This is a genomic window from Arthrobacter sp. EpRS71, assembly GCF_001512285.1.
Taxonomy (GTDB): domain Bacteria; phylum Actinomycetota; class Actinomycetes; order Actinomycetales; family Micrococcaceae; genus Arthrobacter.
In genome coordinates this window covers 67,309-84,505 of record NZ_LNUV01000006.1, presented here as the reverse complement: position 1 = coordinate 84,505, position 17,197 = coordinate 67,309, and the positions used below count along the sequence as shown (strand labels likewise).

At 63.1% G+C, this 17,197-nt stretch carries 13 protein-coding genes; 6 read left to right on the top strand and 7 right to left on the bottom strand.

Annotated features, from left to right (window positions below):
* Positions 1-14 precede the first annotated feature (14 nt).
* Positions 15-1,277 carry an MFS transporter gene (locus AR689_RS10510; RefSeq protein ID WP_062069938.1) on the top strand — a complete coding sequence of 421 codons (1,263 nt, stop codon included), beginning with the start codon at positions 15-17 and terminating at the stop codon, positions 1,275-1,277.
* A 92-nt stretch (positions 1,278-1,369) separates the two neighbouring features.
* On the opposite strand, the gene AR689_RS10505 is transcribed toward AR689_RS10510, so the two are convergent.
* Both AR689_RS10505 and AR689_RS10500 read right to left on the bottom strand, forming a co-directional pair.
* The gene (locus AR689_RS10505) at positions 1,370-4,546 is read right to left on the bottom strand and encodes a S8 family serine peptidase (protein ID WP_502686014.1); all 3,177 of its coding nucleotides are present in this window, start codon (positions 4,544-4,546) and stop codon (positions 1,370-1,372) included.
* A gap of 191 nt (positions 4,547-4,737) precedes the next feature.
* A complete protein-coding gene (locus AR689_RS10500; protein ID WP_156424570.1) occupies positions 4,738-7,329 on the bottom strand; it encodes an exo-alpha-sialidase in 2,592 nt (863 codons plus the stop codon).
* 182 nt (positions 7,330-7,511) lie between these two features.
* Between AR689_RS10500 and AR689_RS10495 the strand changes: the two genes are divergently transcribed.
* Together AR689_RS10495 and AR689_RS10490 are read left to right on the top strand one after the other, a co-directional pair.
* Positions 7,512-8,450, top strand: coding sequence for a phosphoglycerate dehydrogenase (locus tag AR689_RS10495; RefSeq protein ID WP_062069934.1), 939 nt, complete (start codon positions 7,512-7,514; stop codon positions 8,448-8,450).
* Between the two features lie 144 nt (positions 8,451-8,594).
* Entirely contained in the window at positions 8,595-9,578 is a 984-nt protein-coding gene (locus AR689_RS10490) for a manganese catalase family protein (RefSeq protein WP_062069932.1), read from the top strand.
* A gap of 60 nt (positions 9,579-9,638) precedes the next feature.
* Here the strand turns inward: AR689_RS10490 and AR689_RS10485 are convergent, their stop codons facing one another.
* Entirely contained in the window at positions 9,639-9,929 is a 291-nt protein-coding gene (locus AR689_RS10485; RefSeq protein ID WP_062069930.1) for a DUF1540 domain-containing protein, read from the bottom strand.
* Between the two features lie 161 nt (positions 9,930-10,090).
* On the bottom strand, positions 10,091-10,276 hold the full coding sequence (locus tag AR689_RS10480; RefSeq protein ID WP_062069928.1) for a hypothetical protein: 186 nt from the start codon (positions 10,274-10,276) through the stop codon (positions 10,091-10,093).
* Positions 10,277-10,582: 306 nt separating this feature from the next.
* Between AR689_RS10480 and purS the strand changes: the two genes are divergently transcribed.
* The 3 genes from purS to purL are packed head-to-tail and all read left to right on the top strand — an operon-like array spanning position 10,583 to position 13,912.
* Entirely contained in the window at positions 10,583-10,834 is a 252-nt protein-coding gene (purS, locus tag AR689_RS10475; protein WP_011773385.1) for a phosphoribosylformylglycinamidine synthase subunit PurS, read from the top strand.
* Between the two features lies 1 nt (position 10,835).
* A complete protein-coding gene (purQ, locus tag AR689_RS10470; protein WP_062069926.1) occupies positions 10,836-11,606 on the top strand; it encodes a phosphoribosylformylglycinamidine synthase subunit PurQ in 771 nt (256 codons plus the stop codon).
* Positions 11,603-13,912: a phosphoribosylformylglycinamidine synthase subunit PurL gene (gene purL / locus AR689_RS10465; RefSeq protein ID WP_062069924.1), complete on the top strand. Its 2,310-nt coding sequence runs from the start codon at positions 11,603-11,605 to the stop codon at positions 13,910-13,912. Before purQ ends, purL begins: the two co-directional genes overlap by 4 nt.
* An 85-nt stretch (positions 13,913-13,997) precedes the next feature.
* Here purL and AR689_RS10460 read toward each other — a convergent pair whose 3' ends face one another.
* The 3 genes from AR689_RS10460 to AR689_RS10450 are packed head-to-tail and all read right to left on the bottom strand — an operon-like array spanning position 13,998 to position 17,106.
* Positions 13,998-15,431, bottom strand: coding sequence for a putative bifunctional diguanylate cyclase/phosphodiesterase (locus tag AR689_RS10460; protein WP_062069922.1), 1,434 nt, complete (start codon positions 15,429-15,431; stop codon positions 13,998-14,000).
* On the bottom strand, positions 15,428-15,931 hold the full coding sequence (locus tag AR689_RS10455; protein WP_062069920.1) for a hypothetical protein: 504 nt from the start codon (positions 15,929-15,931) through the stop codon (positions 15,428-15,430). Before AR689_RS10455 ends, AR689_RS10460 begins: the two co-directional genes overlap by 4 nt.
* Positions 15,928-17,106 (bottom strand): GGDEF domain-containing protein, encoded by a 1,179-nt coding sequence (locus AR689_RS10450; RefSeq protein WP_062069919.1) that lies wholly within the window; start codon positions 17,104-17,106, stop codon positions 15,928-15,930. The genes AR689_RS10455 and AR689_RS10450 overlap by 4 nt, the downstream gene beginning before the upstream one ends.
* Positions 17,107-17,197 lie beyond the last annotated feature (91 nt).

Below are 17,197 nucleotides of genomic sequence, written 5' to 3'. Positions count from 1 at the left end.
CGCCGGTTCCCGACATGAACAGTGAACTCCAGCAGAACACTTCCACACGATGGGTCATGCTGGGCGTCATAGCCACAGGGTTCGTGGCCATGACCTTCAACTGGTTCGTCATGCCAACCACGTTCGCCGGCATTTCCGCTGACTACGATGCCGACCTGCCCCAGCTTGCCTTGCTGATTTCCGGCTTCGTCATAGGCTACGGAATCATGCACCTCCCCGCCGGCTTCATAGCTGCGAAGTATGGCATCCGCGCGGCCCTGGTGGGAGGCCTGCTCTTGGAGGGCCTCTTCACAACCTTGGCCGGGATCGTTGACGGTTACCCCATGCTGCTCTCCTTGCGGATATTGGCCGGGCTTGCCGCATCCGTGTATGCCGGCATTGGGATTGCGGCCGTCAGCGTTTGGTTCCGCGGTCGCGAACACGCTGCAGCTTTGGGTGTTGTCTCTGCCGCCTTCAGCGCCGGTGTCGCCGTCGGCTTGTACGCCTGGGGGCCGGTTGAGCAGTCAATGGGTTGGAGAGGATCCCTCATTATGGCCGGGCTGGTTGCCATGGCATGCGCGATTCTGGTGCTGGTGGTGTACCGGATACCCCAGGGAGTTCCGGCGTTGCAAGGCACCACGCTTAGCGGGCGCAGCATTGCGGCCGTACTCCGCAACCGGAGGCTGTGGCGTCAGAGCATGGCGTTCTTTGGCGGCTACGGTGCATATTTTGTCGCCTCCCAGTTGATCGGAGTCTACGCTGCAGAAGAACGCGGATTCTCCGTGGGCGTGGTGGCCTTGGCCGGACTCCTGGTTGGCCTCGCCGGCATTCCCGGCAGCATCATTGCCGGATTACTCGCCGACCGGCTGCTGAGCTCACGGATCACGTTCCTTCTCTTCCTGGCGATTCAGGGGATAGGGATCCTGATGCTGCCAGCTGTGAACCCGGAAATGCTGTGGTTGTCGGCGGCGCTCATAGGGTTTGGCTTCAACGGGTGCTTTGCAGTGTGGCAAACCGCTCCGGGTGACGATCCGGAGGTGCCTCCCGAGCTCATCGGGACAGCTGTAGGTCTTCTGCTGACCGTGACGGCAGTCAGCGGGTTCATTCTGCCCTGGGTTTTCGGGGAAATGGCGGCTTCGGTAGGTTACACGGCGGCGTGGTTGATGATCGGTCTCGCGACTCTGATCTTCGGGCTCTTTGTCCTTGGGCCCAGCAAGGCCCGGCCGCCTGTGGCAGCCGGCGTGAATGCTCCGCCGGGTTCTGAACCGTCCAGCACCATCTCTTCCCATAACAACTAGAACAACTACGCAGAGAAGCAACTGGGCACAACAAACAGCAGTGGCCGGCGGGAATCCCCACCGGCCACTGCCGTCACTACATCAAGAAAGCCTTAGCCGGCGTTGTTGCTCTGTGTCGGCTCGTCGCCACGGATCTTGCCGTGGTTCTTCTTGTCCTTCTTGTCCTTCTTGGGGTCTTCCTCATCCGGAACCACAACGGCTCCGCCCGGGTTCACCAGGACGGTGACGAAGCTCGGTTCACTGGTTCCGGCGAAGGTGAGCCGGCCAATGTAGGAGCCCGGCTCCAGGTTCTTCCAGTTCAGCGTGATCTGCCCCGTCTTGCCGTTGGCCAGACGGATGGGATTCGGTGTCACTGTTGCGTTGCCCTGGTTGGCACCCAAGACGGCTGCATCAACGGTTGCCTTGGTGGGCTGGTTGTTGGGGCTGGCGTAGAGGTTGGCGTAAATGTAGTAATCGCCTGCTGCCGGGTTGGGCACGGACAGTGTTTCGCTGGCCGATGCCGTGGCGGCCGGCAACTGCTGACCGGACGGGGTGAGGACCAGCATGTCAAAGTCCGCAGCCTCGTTGGACGAGATGACCGAGAACTTGGCCAGCGCGCTGCCCTGCCCCACAGTGACCTTCTTGACGAAGTTGGACGCATTGGTTTCACCGGCGAAGGGACCCGGGACCAACTCCACTGCCGAGGAATCAGCCTTGGAGAGCCCATCAACTGTGACGCCTACCGGCAGGTTGGTGCCGGAGGTGATGCTGATGGTGCCGGAGCCGTTGGGTCCCGTTCCCGTGAATGCCAGGGCCTTGTCCGCAATGACGGACTGCGGCCGGACGGCGATGGGCGAGGTGACTGTCTTGTTGGCACCCTGCCAGCTCAGCGAACCCATGGCGAACTTGCCCAGGGCTGCGTTGTTGTTCTCGAACTGCACCTTGAACGTCTTCTTCTCACCGGCTGCCCCGAAGTTCAGGACGGACGGGGTGACCTTGACGTTCACGCCCGGGACGTTGACCGAGGCACGGTAGAGGCCCGGGGTCAGTGCGGTGACCGTGCGCGTGACCTCGATCTTGCCGGCCAGGTTGCCCAGCGCGAAGGAGGGAACGTTCATGTCGCGCGGCGCTGTGGTGCCCAGGCCTTCAATGCCAAGGTCCATGCCGGTGCCTTGGACGAACTTCAGGTAGTCCTCGGTGCTGTTGTCGTACACCAGGCCGGGTGAAAGAACCTTGCCGGGATCAACCTGGCCTGCGCCGGTTGCGAAGACGTCCTTGTTCACTGCGCCGTTGGCCAGCTTGACCGGGCCCGCGGTGGTCATCATGGCTGACTTCACGGTAGCCGGGGACCACTGCGGGTTCTTGCCCAGGATCAGCGCGCCGAAGCCGGCCACGTGCGGTGAGGCCATGGACGTTCCGGAGAGGAAACCGAAGTTGTCTCCGCCTGTTCCGATCGGCGAAACACCTGCGAGGATGGCGACACCGGGAGCGGATACGTCGGGCTTCAACAGATCCGAGTCGGTAGCGAGCAGCGGTCCGCGGGAGGAGAATCCAGCGATCTGCGGCTGCGCTTCAGCGGGCAAGCCCGTGGTGTCGCGGTTCAGCAGGGACACAGTGATGGCCGGGTTGGCCGTGACTTTGTCCTTGATGGTCTGCGTTGCGGGCGGGTTCACGTGGACAGTGGGAATGACGTGCTTGTCCGTGTCCAGCGAAGAGTCCGTCAGGTTCACCAGGATCATGCCCACGCCACCGCCACGCAGGACTTCGGCGCTCTTGGCGGTACGGTCAACAACGCCGCGGTCACAGACCACAACCTTGCCGGCAACCTTGGCCGGATCCAGGGACCCGGGGGCACAGAGTGCCGCGTTGCCTTCACCGCTTGCAGCGTTGGTGGAGAGCACGACGCCGGCCCCGCGAACCTCGCGGTTCATGATGGACGCTCCGCGGAATTTGCTGCCATCGGAGAACTCAACAGTGCCTTGGAGTTCCTGCGAGAACGAGGTAGCGGCAACCGTGGTCAGCCACGGAGCTCCGTGGTTCACGGTGCTGGCGGTCGGTCCGGAGTTTCCGGCTGAGGTTGCCACGAAGATGCCTGCGGAAGCTGCCGAGAGGAACGCCAGGGATACGGGATCCGTGGTGGACGTGGTGGAGCCTGAGATGGAGTAGTTCAGGACGTCAACGCCGTCCAAGATGGCCTGCTCAACGGCGTCCACGGAAGCTGAGCCGTAGCAGCCACCCGTGGCGGGATCGGTGTCTTCCCAGCAGACCTTGTACACGGAGAGCTTGGCGGCGGGTGCAATGCCGCTGGTGGTTCCGAAGCTGCGGCCGTCCACTACGGCGTCAACGTTGGCGTTGCCCGCCGCTGTGCTGGCCGTGTGGGTTCCGTGGCTGTCCACGTCAACGGGAGAGATGACTTCTTCCGAGGCACGGTTTTCCGGTGGGACTGTTTCCAGGAAGGCGTCGGCAAAGTAGTGGGTGCTGAGGACTTTGGAGTTACAGGCACTGCCGTCGTAGTCAGCGCCCGTATCAGTACCGGCCTGGCATTCTCCGATGAACGTATCGCCATCGGCCTTCAGCATGGCGATCTTGCCGTCAGCGGTTCGGTAGGGAACGCCTACTTGGGGGTTGCCCACCAGCGGACCGACGGGCTCGCCGGCAAAGAACGGGTTGGAGGGGGTGTAGCCGGTGTCGATCACGCCAACAACGGTGCCCTTGCCGGCGTTGTCCTGCCCACCGTACTGCGTGGCCCAGGTACCGTTGGGGCCGCTGAGCTTGAGGAAATCGGTGGTTGAGTAGTCCGGGGCGTACTGGGTGTCCGGCGCCACCATGAGGACCTTGGGGTCCTTGGCCAGGTTAATGGCTTGGTCTGCTGTCAGGTTGGCACTGAAGCCGTTGACTGCAGTGGTGAAATCACGTTTGATCGTGACGTTTTCCTGCTTGGCGACTTCCTGCTGCTTCTGCTGGAGGTGCTGCTGGTATTCCTTCACCTCGGTGCTGTCGCCGTCGAGCTTTTTGCCCTCCTCCGGCTTGGTGGGCGCGAGTCCCGCCGTCCCGCCGTCGTAAGTAGCCGCAGGCTTCTCGGCAAGGACCACCATGTAGCGGCCGTCCTTGTATGCGCTGGGGTCAAGGTTCTTCTTGGCCACGCCTGCAACATTCCCGGGCGTCTCCGGGGCGGGAGCGGCCTGGGCCGGCATCGCCATCGAAGAGAGCAGCAACGGCAGTCCGACGGCGAGCGCCGCAGCCTTCCGAAGCCCCCCGCTTCTGACGAAGCTCTTTCCTTGTGATTTCACGAGTGGTTGCACCTTTCACTGAGGGAGGACCGGGCGCTATGGCCCGGTCCTGTCAACTTTTAGTTGGTTGAACCTTTGACAGTTCTTGTCAAAGCCGCGCAACCAGCCGAGTCACAGAGTACCTAGTGAGAGACGAATATGACATAGAGCACATTTCAGGAAATTTGTCTTGTCACAGCACCGGTCATTCTTCACCCCTTGGGCGTCACCTGAAGCCGATCGAAGGACACTTGGGCACCGGCCTGATCCAGCACCACCACGTCGTCACGGCCGTTCTTCACCTCCGCCGGAAGGACGAACTTCACCGTGTTATCCATGCCTGGAAAGTTCCAGCCGAAGCGGTACCCCGTTTTGTTCAGGTACACGTAGTACCACTGACCGTGGCCGAGGCCTTTCAGGACCACTTCCTGGCCCGCGCGGTACTTGTCCTCGGTGCCTAAGTCAAAGGGCGGTGTCCCCAGATTTTGGCGCATCACGGCCGGTTCTGAGGACGGCTTGGCCCTCAGCTCCACCGGGTCGCCATTCACGGTGATGGTTTTGGTGGTTTGGCCCGCTGCACTGACTTCCCAGGTGCTGGTTGGAACGAAGAAACCCTGCGCAACTTCTTCCGCGGTCACAGTGTGCCGGGGCGTGGTGCACTGGTAGCTCTGGCCGGACGGGAGCACGCTGTAGCGGCAGTTGCCCGGTCCTTCCGGAAGGAAGGGGCTGAAGTTGCCGGCAGTCGGGACAATCTTTTCTACCAGGGGGCTCGTGTTCTTCACGGTGAAGGTATACGGGACCAGGTCACCGGCGGCGTATGGCTGGGTGGCCAGATCACGCCCGACGTCGGCACGCGCCCCGCTGATCTCCGCCGCCGGCAGTCCGTCACGCAGCGCCACCGCAGCGCCGGTGAACGGGACCGTTGTGGTGAGTGACGGCGTCGTGCTGGCCGTGATGCTGAAGCTTGCCTCTGGCACAAAGTAGCCGCGCTCAATGTCTGCCGCCGTGATCACGTGCTTGGCCGTGGTGCAGGTGTAATTCGCACCTGCGGCCAGGTTGTTGTACCGGCAGTTGGGGGCCGACGGCGGAAGGAACCCGGAGTCAAAGCTGCCGGAAACCGGAACCGCGTTGGCCGTGACGTTGGCGGTGCTCTTGACGTTGAGCGAGTAGCTGAGCACCTCGCCTGCTTGGTAGGGGCTGGCCACGACGTCGCGGGCCGGGGCCGTTCCCGTGATGGTCAGGCCCACCTGCGGAGCCACGGGCACGGTGGCGGTGAAGGTGAACTGCGAAACCCGGCCATCCGCGGTGGTGAACGCCGCATTCAGGTTTTGCGGTCCGCTGGCGTTGGCCGGTGCCGTCAACGCCACGTTGACGGTGGCCGAGGCGCCGGGTGCGACGTCGGGAACCGGCACCGTGGTGGCCGACCAACCGGAGGGCGTGTAGACGGTGGCAGTTGCGCCGGACAGGGTGCCGGCTTCCTGGTTGGTGACGGTGACGGGCACCTGCTGCGTGGCACCGGGCGCAGTGGTGACGGCCGGGACGGACAGCGGGGCGCAGGCGTAGTTCAGCCAGGCGTCATCGAACTTTGCGAACGGCATGTTGTCCATGTAGTTGCCCTCGTAGAGGACGCCGAATTTTCCCTCTTCCAGGCGGGTCACCGTGGAGTACGCGGAGAAGCCGGAACGGATGGTGCGGACGCCGGGCCAGGTGGCGCCGTCGTCGCAGGAGACGCGGGCCGAGACGTTTTCGCGGCCGGTCTTGGAGTTGGCGTTGGTGAAAATCAGTTTCTTGGCATCAGCTGAGCCTTGCGCCGCGTTGGGGAACATGCGTGCGACGGCACCGTTGTTGGCCGGATCCGGGAGCTCGGTGTCCTGGGTGACCGGGCCGTACGTAGCGCCGCCGTCCGTGGAAATCGCAACCTTGCGGTAGCCCTGGTTGGCGTTGTCCCGGGAGTTCAGGAGCACGCGTCCATCGGAGAGTTCAACAGTCTTGTTCTCGTCCATGCGGTCCCCAACGTTGGCTCCCTTGTGCCAGGTGGCGCCGTGGTCGTCGGAGTAGACGCTGTAGGCCTGGATCTTGTTGGTGCCGCCCGCCTGCCGGATGTCCCCGGCGTACTGCTGGATCAGGCGGCCTTTGTACTGCCCGTACTTGAGCTGGATGCCTTCTCCGGAGGACGCGAAGTTGGACCGGACATCGCCGGCTACGGGGCTGGTCTTGCTGGTTCCGGGCTTGGTGACATTGGTGATGAGACGCGGCTGGCTCCAGGTGGCGCCTCCATCCGAGGACTCGATGACGGCGGAGGAAATCACTGTGCGGTCGGCGTCGTTGTTGCCGAACTGGCTGCCGCCGAAGCCCTGGTCCTTGGAATAGACGAAGAAGGCGAAAACCTTGCCGGCCTCGGCATCGTAAATGTAGGAGGGGTCGCTGTACCCATACTTGGGGCCGCTGGCATCGCCAACGTGTCCGGCTGCAATGACCGTGACGGGCCCCCACGTCCGGCCGCCATCGGTGCTGCGACGCTGCACGATCGAGTTGGGGTTGGGAGCATCCGCCGCTGAACCCGGACGTCCGTCCCAAGCGGCGAGGACCACATTGTTGCCCACGTAGGTCAGGGCGGGAATCCGGTAGAAGAAGCTGGCTGCCGTGCGATCCGCGGCGAGGTTGGCTTCGGTGAACGTGCCTGGGGCTGCGGTGGGGTTGTTGGGCGGAATCGGGGCGGCCGTGGCCGGAAGACCGAGCCCGGCCAAGAGGGCCGCGCTGAGGGCGCCGGCGGCTGCTGTTCGCGCCAAGGATGAAGATCTCAAATCGAGGGTCCTTTCGAGTGGGTGCTACGTGCTACGTCGAACGTCCTACAACCTAGGGACGTTCTCATACCCTAAGGTGTTCAGCGTCACATTGCCAGAGATGAAGCTGGAGAGGGCCTGGTGGATGGGCGAAGCGGTAGCCTCAAACTCGAAACCACACACCCTTGAGCACTGGAGTTGCCGTGAAAATCCTCGTCCCGGACACCATCGAACTGGACCTCCCCACCCTTGAGGACCAGGCCTTCGTCTATAAGGTGGACCGGCCGATCCCCGCAGAACACCGCGACGCCGAGGTCCTGGTTGTCTGGCGGAACACGTCCGACAACCTGACCGACGCCGCCCGCTCCATGCCGAATCTCAAGCTGGTGCAGACGCTGGCGGCGGGCCCCGACTCAGTACTCTCTGCCGGCTTTGCGAATGGCGTGGCCATCACCTCCGGCCGTTCGCTCCACGACGGTCCCGTGGCCGAACACGCACTGGCATTGGTTTTGGCGGCCGTGCGCCGCCTGGATGTTCTGCAGGAGTCCCAGAGGGCTGCCACGTGGAACCAGCCCTACAACGCCGAACAGTCCAGCCCCACCACCGAACAGCTCTACACGCTCGACGGCGCCAAGGTCACCATTTGGGGCTTCGGCTCCATCGCGGGGCGGCTCGCTCCGCTGCTGGCAGCGCTGGGCGCGACGGTCACCGGCGTCGCCAATTCTTCAGGTGAGCGTTACGGCTTCCCGGTGGTCTCAACCAACGAGCTGCCTGACGTCCTTGGAACCACGGACGTTCTGATCTCCATACTGCCCGCCACCCCGGAAACCACCGACTCGCTGAACGAGGACGTCCTCCGCAGCCTCCCGGCGTCGGCCATCTTCGTCAACGTGGGCCGCGGCGCCACGGTTGACGAAGACGCCCTGCTTACCGCCCTGCAGGAGGGACGCCTGCGCGCGGCAGCGTTGGACGTCACCAAAGTTGAACCCCTGCCGGCCGACTCGAAGCTGTGGGCCGCCCCCAACCTGATCATCACACCCCACGTTGCCGGCAACCGCCCCAAAGGCTCTGCGCGCCTGGTCACGGAGAACGTCACCGCACTCAAGGACGGCAAGCCGCTCACCAACCAGGTGGCCGGCTAGATCCACCCCCTTTCCGCACGGGATCCAGTTCCTCACAGAATTTCATTGCCCCCGAATAGTAAGCATGCTTATGGTAGGTGGGTCCGGGGTGGCCAGCAGAGGGTTTCCATCCCACGCAGAGCATGAGACAACGTGAGGAAACGTATGTACCTGCACACCCAGCTTCTCATCAATGAAATCGCCGCCGACGAGCCGGACCCAGCAGCCGCCAATGCCCTCCAGGAAGGCCTGGGCGGCCAGTTCGGCGAGATGCGCACCATGATGCAATACCTTTTCCAGAGCATGAATTTCCGGGGTGACGCTGCCTCGAAACCGTACAAGGACCTGCTGCAAGGCATCGGCACTGAAGAGATCAGCCATGTGGAGCTCATCGGAACCACCATTTCCCAGCTCCTTGACGGTTCACCCCGCTATCAAGGCAAGAAGTCCGATCCTGTGGACCAGCCGGGAGCAGGGGGAGCTACTCCCCTGAAAATCGCACTGGACACCAGCAACATCCACCATTACCTGGTGGGCGCCCAAGGCGCCTTGCCTGTGGATGCCGCCGGTAACCCCTGGAGTGGTTCGTACGTCTACAACAGCGGCAACCTGGTCCTGGACCTGCTCTACAACCTGATGTTGGAATCAACGGGCAGGCTGCAAAAGTGCCGCATCTACGAAATGACGGACAACAAGACCGCGCGTTCCACCATCGCGTACCTCATTGTCCGTGATCAGGCGCACGAGAATGCTTATGCCAAGGCCTTGGAGAGTCTGGGGGTGAACTGGGGCAAAGTCCTCCCCATTCCCAAAACCAACGCCGAGCAGTTCCCCGAGGTGAAGAAGCTCCTGGACAAGGGCCTGCAGAGCATCCAGTACACCTTCAGCGCAGACAACCTGAGTGAAGCAGGCAAGCTTTACCGCGGGGCCTCGCCCTCCAATGATGGGACGGAACTCAGCACCCAGCAGATGCCCGACGGTTTTCCCATCACCATCTCTCCGGAACGCAAGGAAGAATTCGCGCCCGGGTTGGATCCGGAGTTACTGGCATTGATCCAAGCCACCGCCGAGCAGGAACTCAAGGACGCGGACAGCCCCAAGGAAGCCAAGTCCACGCCGCCCAAGAACACCTCGGCCAAGAAAAAGTAACCCCACGCGAAAAAGCGGGCCCGTCCTCCAAGGAGGGCAGGCCCGCTTCTCGCGAATCCGTCAGGAGTGCTCGTACGTCAGGCAGTCTGCAGCTTCGCGGCCGGGACCCACCTTGACGTCATGTGCCTCGCACATGAGGTTGTTGTTGTGGACGCACTCGGAGCGCTGGCAGGCACCAACGTGGGCGAGGACCTTGGGAAGGCCACCCATGGCATTGGTGTCAATGAACGTGGCGCAGGAAGCGTGGTCCTGGCTGCCACCGATGGTGATTCCGAATGCGGTGCAACCGTTGTGGTTAAATCCGCACGTGCCAACGCTGCAGGCGGATACTTCGGCAACGTGTTCGGTCATTGTTCCTCCTGGTGTGGATCCTGAAGAGTACTGGGGCTGAGCCCCTCGTGTACTTCCCAAACTACGCCCGAATCACCACATTTAACCGCTCTTAATAGCGCATTTGTATGTGCCTTAATCCGCGAAATTCCGCCGGAAAACGGCTACCTAAAGGTTAGGCCCTACTTACTTGGCGTGCGCAGCGCGTCACTGATTTTGGCACGCGTTTCAGCGTCCAACGGAGCGGTCACCCGGCTGTTCCGAGCGGCCCGGTCCGCCACGATCTTCTGGATGACCATTCGGCCCAATCCAGCAAAAACGGCTGCAGCCACAACGCCCAGCACCATCGATTTCGGTTTCTCAGCCATGCCGCAATCCTAGTGACGCGAACCACCCGGCGAAAGTGCCGCCGTCGGGCCTTGATCTGGTCCGCTTTCCCCCGCCGCGGCGGGGTGTCCTCGCACAATCCGGCTGAATAGGGTATGTGCGCCGCTCCCGGTAGAATAGGTGTGCAAGCTCGCGGAGCGCCCCCCATGCCGTTCAAACATTGCAGTTCACCACCGTGTTTAACCCTGTGTTCTAGACGCTGTTTGAAGGCGGCTGAACGGCGTGAGACGGCACCTCCGCGGCAGCCTTATTTAAGGTTCACCCAACTCACGCACAGGAGTTACCGGATGCCCCGGATCGTCGTTGACGTCATGCCCAAGCCCGAGATTCTGGACCCCCAGGGGAAGGCCATCGTGGGTGCACTGCCCCGCCTCGGCTTCAACAGCTTCAGCGCAGTCCGCCAGGGCAAGCGTTTCGAACTGACCGTCGACGGCGAGGTGACCGACGCTATCCTGGCCCAGGCCCGCGAAGCTGCTGAGACCCTCCTGTCCAACCCGGTGATCGAGGATGTTGTCAACGTCGAGGTCGTCGAGGCCTGATATGACGTCGATCCCCCTGATTGGCGAGGCTGTAGCCGTCGCCGCAGAACCCCGCTTGGCAGGCGCCAAGATCGGCGTCGTCACCTTCCCCGGCACCTTGGACGACCGCGACGCCGCCCGTGCAGTGCGGCTTGCAGGCGCCACGGCGGTGCCGCTATGGCATGCTGACTCCGAGCTCGGCGATGTTGACGCCGTCATCATCCCCGGCGGTTTCTCCTACGGTGACTACCTCCGCGCCGGTGCCATCTCGCGCTTCGCTCCGTTGATGTCCAAGATCATTGATGCCGCGAACTCCGACGCAAAGCTCCCCGTGCTGGGTATCTGCAACGGTTTCCAGATCCTGACCGAATCGCACCTGCTGCCCGGTTCCATGATCAAGAACGACCACCTGAAGTTCATTTGCCGGGACCAGACGCTGCGCGTGGAAAACGCCAACACTGCGTGGACCGTGGACTACACCGACGGCCAGGAAATCATTGTGCCGTTGAAGAACCAGGACGGCCAGTACATCGCGGACGAGAAGACCCTGGACGCCCTTGAGGCTGAGGGCCGCGTGGTGTTCCGCTACGTGGGCTTCAACCCGAACGGCTCCCGCCGCGACATCGCGGGCATCTCCAACGCCGCGGGCAACGTGGTGGGCCTCATGCCGCACCCCGAGCACGCAGTTGAGGCCGGTTTCGGCCCGGAGTCCCTTGATGGCGCTCCCCGCGACACCGACGGCCTCGGTTTCTTCACCTCCGTTTTGACCAAGATTGTGGGAGGCGACAAGTGACCACGGAAACCACCAAGAAGTTCAACATCGACACCGTTGAGCACGCTGCCAAGACCCCGGACACGGAACTCCCGTGGGCTGAGCTGGGCCTGAAGCAGAACGAATTCGACGAGATCGTCAAGGTCCTTGGCCGCCGCCCCACCGGCGCCGAGCTGGCCATGTACTCCGTCATGTGGAGCGAGCACTGCTCCTACAAGTCCTCCAAGAACCACCTCCGCCAGTTCGGCGAGAAGGTCACCGAGGAAATGAAGAAGGACATGCTGGTTGGCATTGGCGAGAACGCCGGCGTCACCAACCTGGGCGACGGCTGGGCCGTGACGTTCAAGATCGAGTCCCACAACTCGCCGTCGTTCGTTGAGCCGTACCAGGGTGCCGCTACCGGGATCGGCGGCATTGTCCGCGACATCATCTCCATGGGTGCCCGCCCGGTTGCCGTGATGGACCCGTTGCGCTTCGGTGCCATCGACCACCCGGACACCGCCCGCGTCATGCACGGTGCTGTTGCCGGCATCGGTGGCTACGGCAACTGCCTGGGCCTGCCGAACATCGGCGGCGAAATGGTGTTCGACTCCGTCTACCAGGGCAACCCGCTGGTGAACGCACTGGCCGTGGGCGTCATGCGCCACGAGGACATCCGCCTGGCCAACGCCTCCGGCAAGGGCAACAAGGTTGTCCTGTTCGGTGCACGCACCGGCGGCGACGGAATCGGCGGCGCTTCAGTGCTCGCGTCCGAGTCCTTCGATGACACCAAGCCCTCCAAGCGTCCGGCCGTCCAGGTGGGCGACCCCTTCGCTGAGAAGGTCCTCATCGAGTGCTGCCTGGAGCTCTTCAAGGGCTCACTGGTTGAAGGCATCCAGGACCTCGGCGCCGCAGGCATTTCCTGCGCCACCTCCGAGCTCGCGTCCAACGGTGACGGCGGCATGGAAGTGGAGCTGACCTCGGTCCTGCTCCGCGACCCCACGCTGACCCCGGGCGAGATCCTCATGTCCGAGTCGCAGGAACGCATGATGGCCGTGGTCACCCCGGAGAACATTGCAGCGTTCGAAGCTGTGATGGACAAGTGGGCCGTGGAGTACTCCTGGTTGGGTGAAGTTACCGACACCGGTCGCCTCATCATCACCTGGGAAGGCGAAATAATCGTCGACGTCGATCCCCGCACCGTTGCGCACGACGGCCCGGTCTACGACCGTCCGTTCGCCCGCCCGGAGTGGCAGGACTCGGTGCAGGCCAATTCCTTCACCGGTTCCGTGGAGGACGCAGGCCGTCCGTCGGCTCCCACCGAGCTGGCTGCAGCCGTCACCGAACTCGTTGCATCGCCCAACATGTGCAGCAAGGCCTGGATCACCAAGCAGTACGACCGCTACGTAGGCGGCAACACTGCCATGGCGTTCCCGGACGATGCCGGCGTGGTCCGCGTTGACGAGGAAACCGGCTTGGGCGTTGCCCTGGCCACGGACGCCAACGGCCGCTACACCTACCTGGAGCCCTACCAGGGTGCACAGCTCGCACTGGCTGAGGCCTACCGCAACGTGGCCACCTCCGGCGCCGTTCCGATGGCCGTCAGCGACTGCCTGAACTTCGGTTCCCCCGAGGATCCGGATGTCATGTGGCAGCTGGCCGAAGCCATCCGTGGCCTGTCCGACGCCTGCATGGAACTCGGCATCCCCGTGACCGGCGGCAACGTCTCGCTCTACAACCAGACCGGCACCACGCCGATCCACCCCTCCCCTGTAGTGGCAGTTCTGGGCAAGCTCGACGACGTCGCCCGCCGCACGCCGTCCGGCTGGCGCGAGGATGGCCAGGCCATCTACCTGCTGGGCACCACCGCAGCAGAGCTGGACGGTTCGGAATGGTCCAACCTCCGCGGACACCTCGGTGGCTTGCCGCCGAAGGTTGACCTCGCAGCAGAGCGCGCTTTGGGCGAAATCCTGATCAACGCTTCCCGCGACGGCATGGTTGACGCAGCACACGACCTCTCCGAAGGTGGCCTCGCGGCTGCTTTGGTGGAGTCCTCGCTGCGCTACGGCGTGGGCGCCCGCATCGCCCTTGAGGAACTCATGGAGCGCGACGGCGTGGACCTGTTCACGGCCCTCTTCTCCGAGACGCAGGCCCGGGCCATCGTTTCCGTGCCGCGCTCCGAGGAAGTCCGTTTCAAGGACATGTGCACGGCCCGCGGCTTCGCCCACCTCCGGATCGGCGTTGTTGACGCTGCCGGTGGAAAGTTGGAGATCAACGGCGTGGACGAGCTCTCCCTGGAAGCCCTCCGCGAGGCACACGAAGGAACGCTGCCGAAGTACTTCGGCTGATCTTCCCCCGCTTACAGCAACGCGGGGTCACTTATGGCCCGATAATCCCCTCGGGGAGGGCCATAAGTGACCCCGCGTTGCTTGTTTAAGCCGGCCAGGTCCGCAGCCGCGCCAACTGTTCAGTGAACTCCGGTGCCGGCAGCGGCCTGCCGAAGTAGTACCCCTGGCCGCTCGCGCAGCCGATGCTCCGAAGTGCTTCTGCTTGTTCTGCGGTCTCGATCCCTTCCCACACACCCTCCAGGCCGCAGGAGCGGATGACTTGCTGGATCGCGGCCAGGAAGTCCAGTTGGGAAGGATCCTCGTCCAGGTCCTTCACGAATTGCCGGTCCACTTTTACCCGGTCCACGGGCAGTTTCCGCAGGTACCCCATGGACGAATAGCCGGCACCGAAGTCGTCGATCTCAAGCCCCACGCCAAGCCTGTGCAGGCTCGCCAAGGTGTAACGGTCCAGCTCGTTGTTGTGGATGATGGCGCTCTCAGTGAGCTCCAGCACCAGTGATTCGGGGGCCAGGCCTTCTTCCGCCAGAGCTTCGCTGACGTCATCCACGAATTCCAGGCTTTGCAGATCGGCAGCCGAGACGTTGATCCGCATGGAAAAGTCATGGCCCGCTGTTGCGGGGTGGTGCCGCCATTCGTGCAACTGCCGGACGGCGGTCCGGAGGACCCACCTGCCCAATTCCGCGATCAGGCCGGTAGCCTCGGCAACTGGGATGAATTGGTCCGGCATGATCAGGCCATGCACCGGGTGTTTCCACCTGACCAAAGCCTCGCAGCCTTCGATCCTTCCGGTGGCGAGCTCCACGATCGGCTGGTAGTAGAGCACCAACTGGTCAGAACGGATGGCTTCGCGGAGTTCCCCCACGATCTGCCGCTGCAGCAGGCGCGCGTGCAGCGTTGCGGGGTCGAACACCTTGAGTTTGTTCCGGCCCTCGTTCTTGGACTCTTCCATGGCAAGATCGGCCTCTTGGAGAAGGTCCTCAATGCTGTGGTGCGGCTCCGCAGTGCGCAGGCCAATGCTTGCACCGCAGCGGATGCTGTTGTTCCCAAGGTCGATGTTTGGTTCCAGAGCAGCCAGGATGCGGTTTCCGACGGCGGCGGCCCGGTTTTGCGGGGTGGCGGGCAACAGCACAGCGAATTCGTCGCCTCCCAGGCGCGTGACGACGTCGTTCTCCCGGACGGCCGACCGGATGCGCATGGCAACGGTGATCAGGATCTGGTCCGCCGTGGCATGGCCGGCGGAGTTCTTCAGTGCCCTGAAATCGTCCAGGTTCAGGAGGAGAAGCGCCGGAGGGACGGCGCCCTTGACCGTGGCTTCCTGGGCGTCGATAAAAGCGTCCACCAGTGCCAGGCGGTTGCCGAGTCCGGTGAGGGCGTCCGTGAGGGCCTCACGGCGCTGTTCATAGCGTGCTTGGTGGAGTTCCTGCATGAGTGCCTGAACGTGCTGCTCCAGTTTTTCGACCCGTGATTTTTCGATCCGTGAATCAGCGGGAATCAGTCGGTGGGGCCTAGAGGCGCTCACGACTCTTCCAGGCGTCGCAGCGTTGCGTCGGCAACAGCCTGGGGCTTGGAGACGGGGTTGCGGCGTTCGTCCAAGAAGAGCCGGTACGAGGCAATGTCCAACCTTCCATCCGGTTCCACCTTGTTGCCCGCGCGGTACACGTGGGTGATCCATGCCCCTCCGAGGATCGCTTCAATCCAAGCATCGCATTCCGCGAGGGGGAGGTGGATCCGCGTCCCGGTGTTCCTGCGGTGACCGGCAATGGACACCGTGATGCAGCTACCCAGGAGACCTTTGTCCGCTGTGAACCAGGCGAGGCCTTCGACGTCGGCCACTATTGTCAGGTTCGCGTTGCTGTCCTCCACCGATTGCACGGGCCCCATTCTGACCGAGCGGCGATCAGCGTTCAGTGTGGTGGCTGTTCCTGCTTTGTAGGGTGGGCTGGTAATGTCCTGGCGGAACGCGGACAGTTCCTGGGTGTGCTGGATCTGGATCCGGGTGGTGAGTTCGTTGAACGTCATGATCTTGCCTCATCCGCTATGGTGGCCGCCTCCGGGCGGTCGGCTCCTACAATCCTGTTTCTGCCCTGCGCCTTTGCGCTGTAGAGGGCTGCGTCAGCTACCTCGATCATGAAATTGAGGTCGGCGGCCGCGGGAATACTTGATGTCACTCCGTAGCTGACGGTGGGGAACAGCACGCCGTCGGGGGCCGGCATGGCCGCCATCCGGTGGCTGATTTCAGTGGCGATGTCCTCGGCCCGCTCCTGCGTTGCCCCCGGCAGGAAGAGGATGAACTCTTCCCCTCCATAGCGTCCAATGAGGTCCGTGGACCGGACGGAGGAGACGCAGGCTTCGGCAAAAGCCCGCAAGGCCACATCCCCTGCTCCGTGGCCGTGTTCATCGTTGACGGCCTTAAAGTGGTCCAAATCCGCCAGGATCACAGCTGCGCCGCATCCTGTGGCGTGCAGGCGGTCAAGCTCGGTGGTGGCAAGGTCCAGGAAGGCTCCGCGATTGAGGAGTCCCGTGAGGTGATCGCGGGTGGCACGTTCGCGGAGGCCTTTGATGAGTTGGTCGCTGGTCAGGGCAGTCATGCTGAAGGAGACCGTGACCAGGAGCACCATGGATATCAGGGCGGAAGGTCCGGGCCCAAAGTATGTCCGGAACGTGTGGCTTGCCGGCCCTTCGAAGGCGTAAACCATCCATCGGCTCAGGTAGTAGGCGGCCAGAAGGCCTGCAGCCAAGGACAATGCTTTGTGGACCTGGGAATGCGAGGCCTTGATAAACCAGAGATCGTAGGCGGCCAATGCTATGCCCAGGGTCATCATGGCCAGATAGACGAAGCCACCGGACCAGACGTTGTTTCCCGGGCTTTCCAGAAAGGATGCGATGGCTGTAACGACCGGGCCAACGGCCAGCTGCCACGGCGCGGCTTTCCGGTCCCGGAGGGTCTTGGCTCCGGCCCAAACGCTGAAAGCTCCTGCCACCACAAGGACGTTGCCTACCGGATTGGCCCACGCCTGGTGGGGGGTCCCATTGAGGAGGAAGGCGGCGTTGCCCACCATGAACTCGAGTAAAGCCAGGCTCCACCAGCCAGCGTACGGCGAGCGTGTGCGGTGGAAGGATGTACAGAACAGCATCAGGAGCGTCACGGTGACCACGCCCAGGGCAACTCTCACTGAGAATGCATCGAGCTCCATGCCAACCCCCTCAGCTGGTCATCCTTCGCTTTGAGTTCAGTGTCCCGGCGCTTCCTCAACCTCAATGCTGGGTTTGCTCAAGATTGGCTCA

Bases quoted from the DNA above. Each gene is read 5' to 3' on its own strand.
- AR689_RS10455 (WP_062069920.1), bottom strand. From the start codon at position 15,931: ATGACGTTCAACGAACTCACCACCCGGATCCAGATCCAGCACACCCAG.
- purS (WP_011773385.1), top strand. From the start codon at position 10,583: ATGCCCCGGATCGTCGTTGACGTCATGCCCAAGCCCGAGATTCTGGAC.
- AR689_RS10450 (WP_062069919.1), bottom strand. From the start codon at position 17,106: ATGGAGCTCGATGCATTCTCAGTGAGAGTTGCCCTGGGCGTGGTCACC.
- AR689_RS10490 (WP_062069932.1), top strand. From the start codon at position 8,595: ATGTACCTGCACACCCAGCTTCTCATCAATGAAATCGCCGCCGACGAG.
- AR689_RS10510 (WP_062069938.1), top strand. From the start codon at position 15: ATGAACAGTGAACTCCAGCAGAACACTTCCACACGATGGGTCATGCTG.
- purQ (WP_062069926.1), top strand. From the start codon at position 10,836: ATGACGTCGATCCCCCTGATTGGCGAGGCTGTAGCCGTCGCCGCAGAA.
- AR689_RS10485 (WP_062069930.1), bottom strand. From the start codon at position 9,929: ATGACCGAACACGTTGCCGAAGTATCCGCCTGCAGCGTTGGCACGTGC.
- AR689_RS10480 (WP_062069928.1), bottom strand. From the start codon at position 10,276: ATGGCTGAGAAACCGAAATCGATGGTGCTGGGCGTTGTGGCTGCAGCC.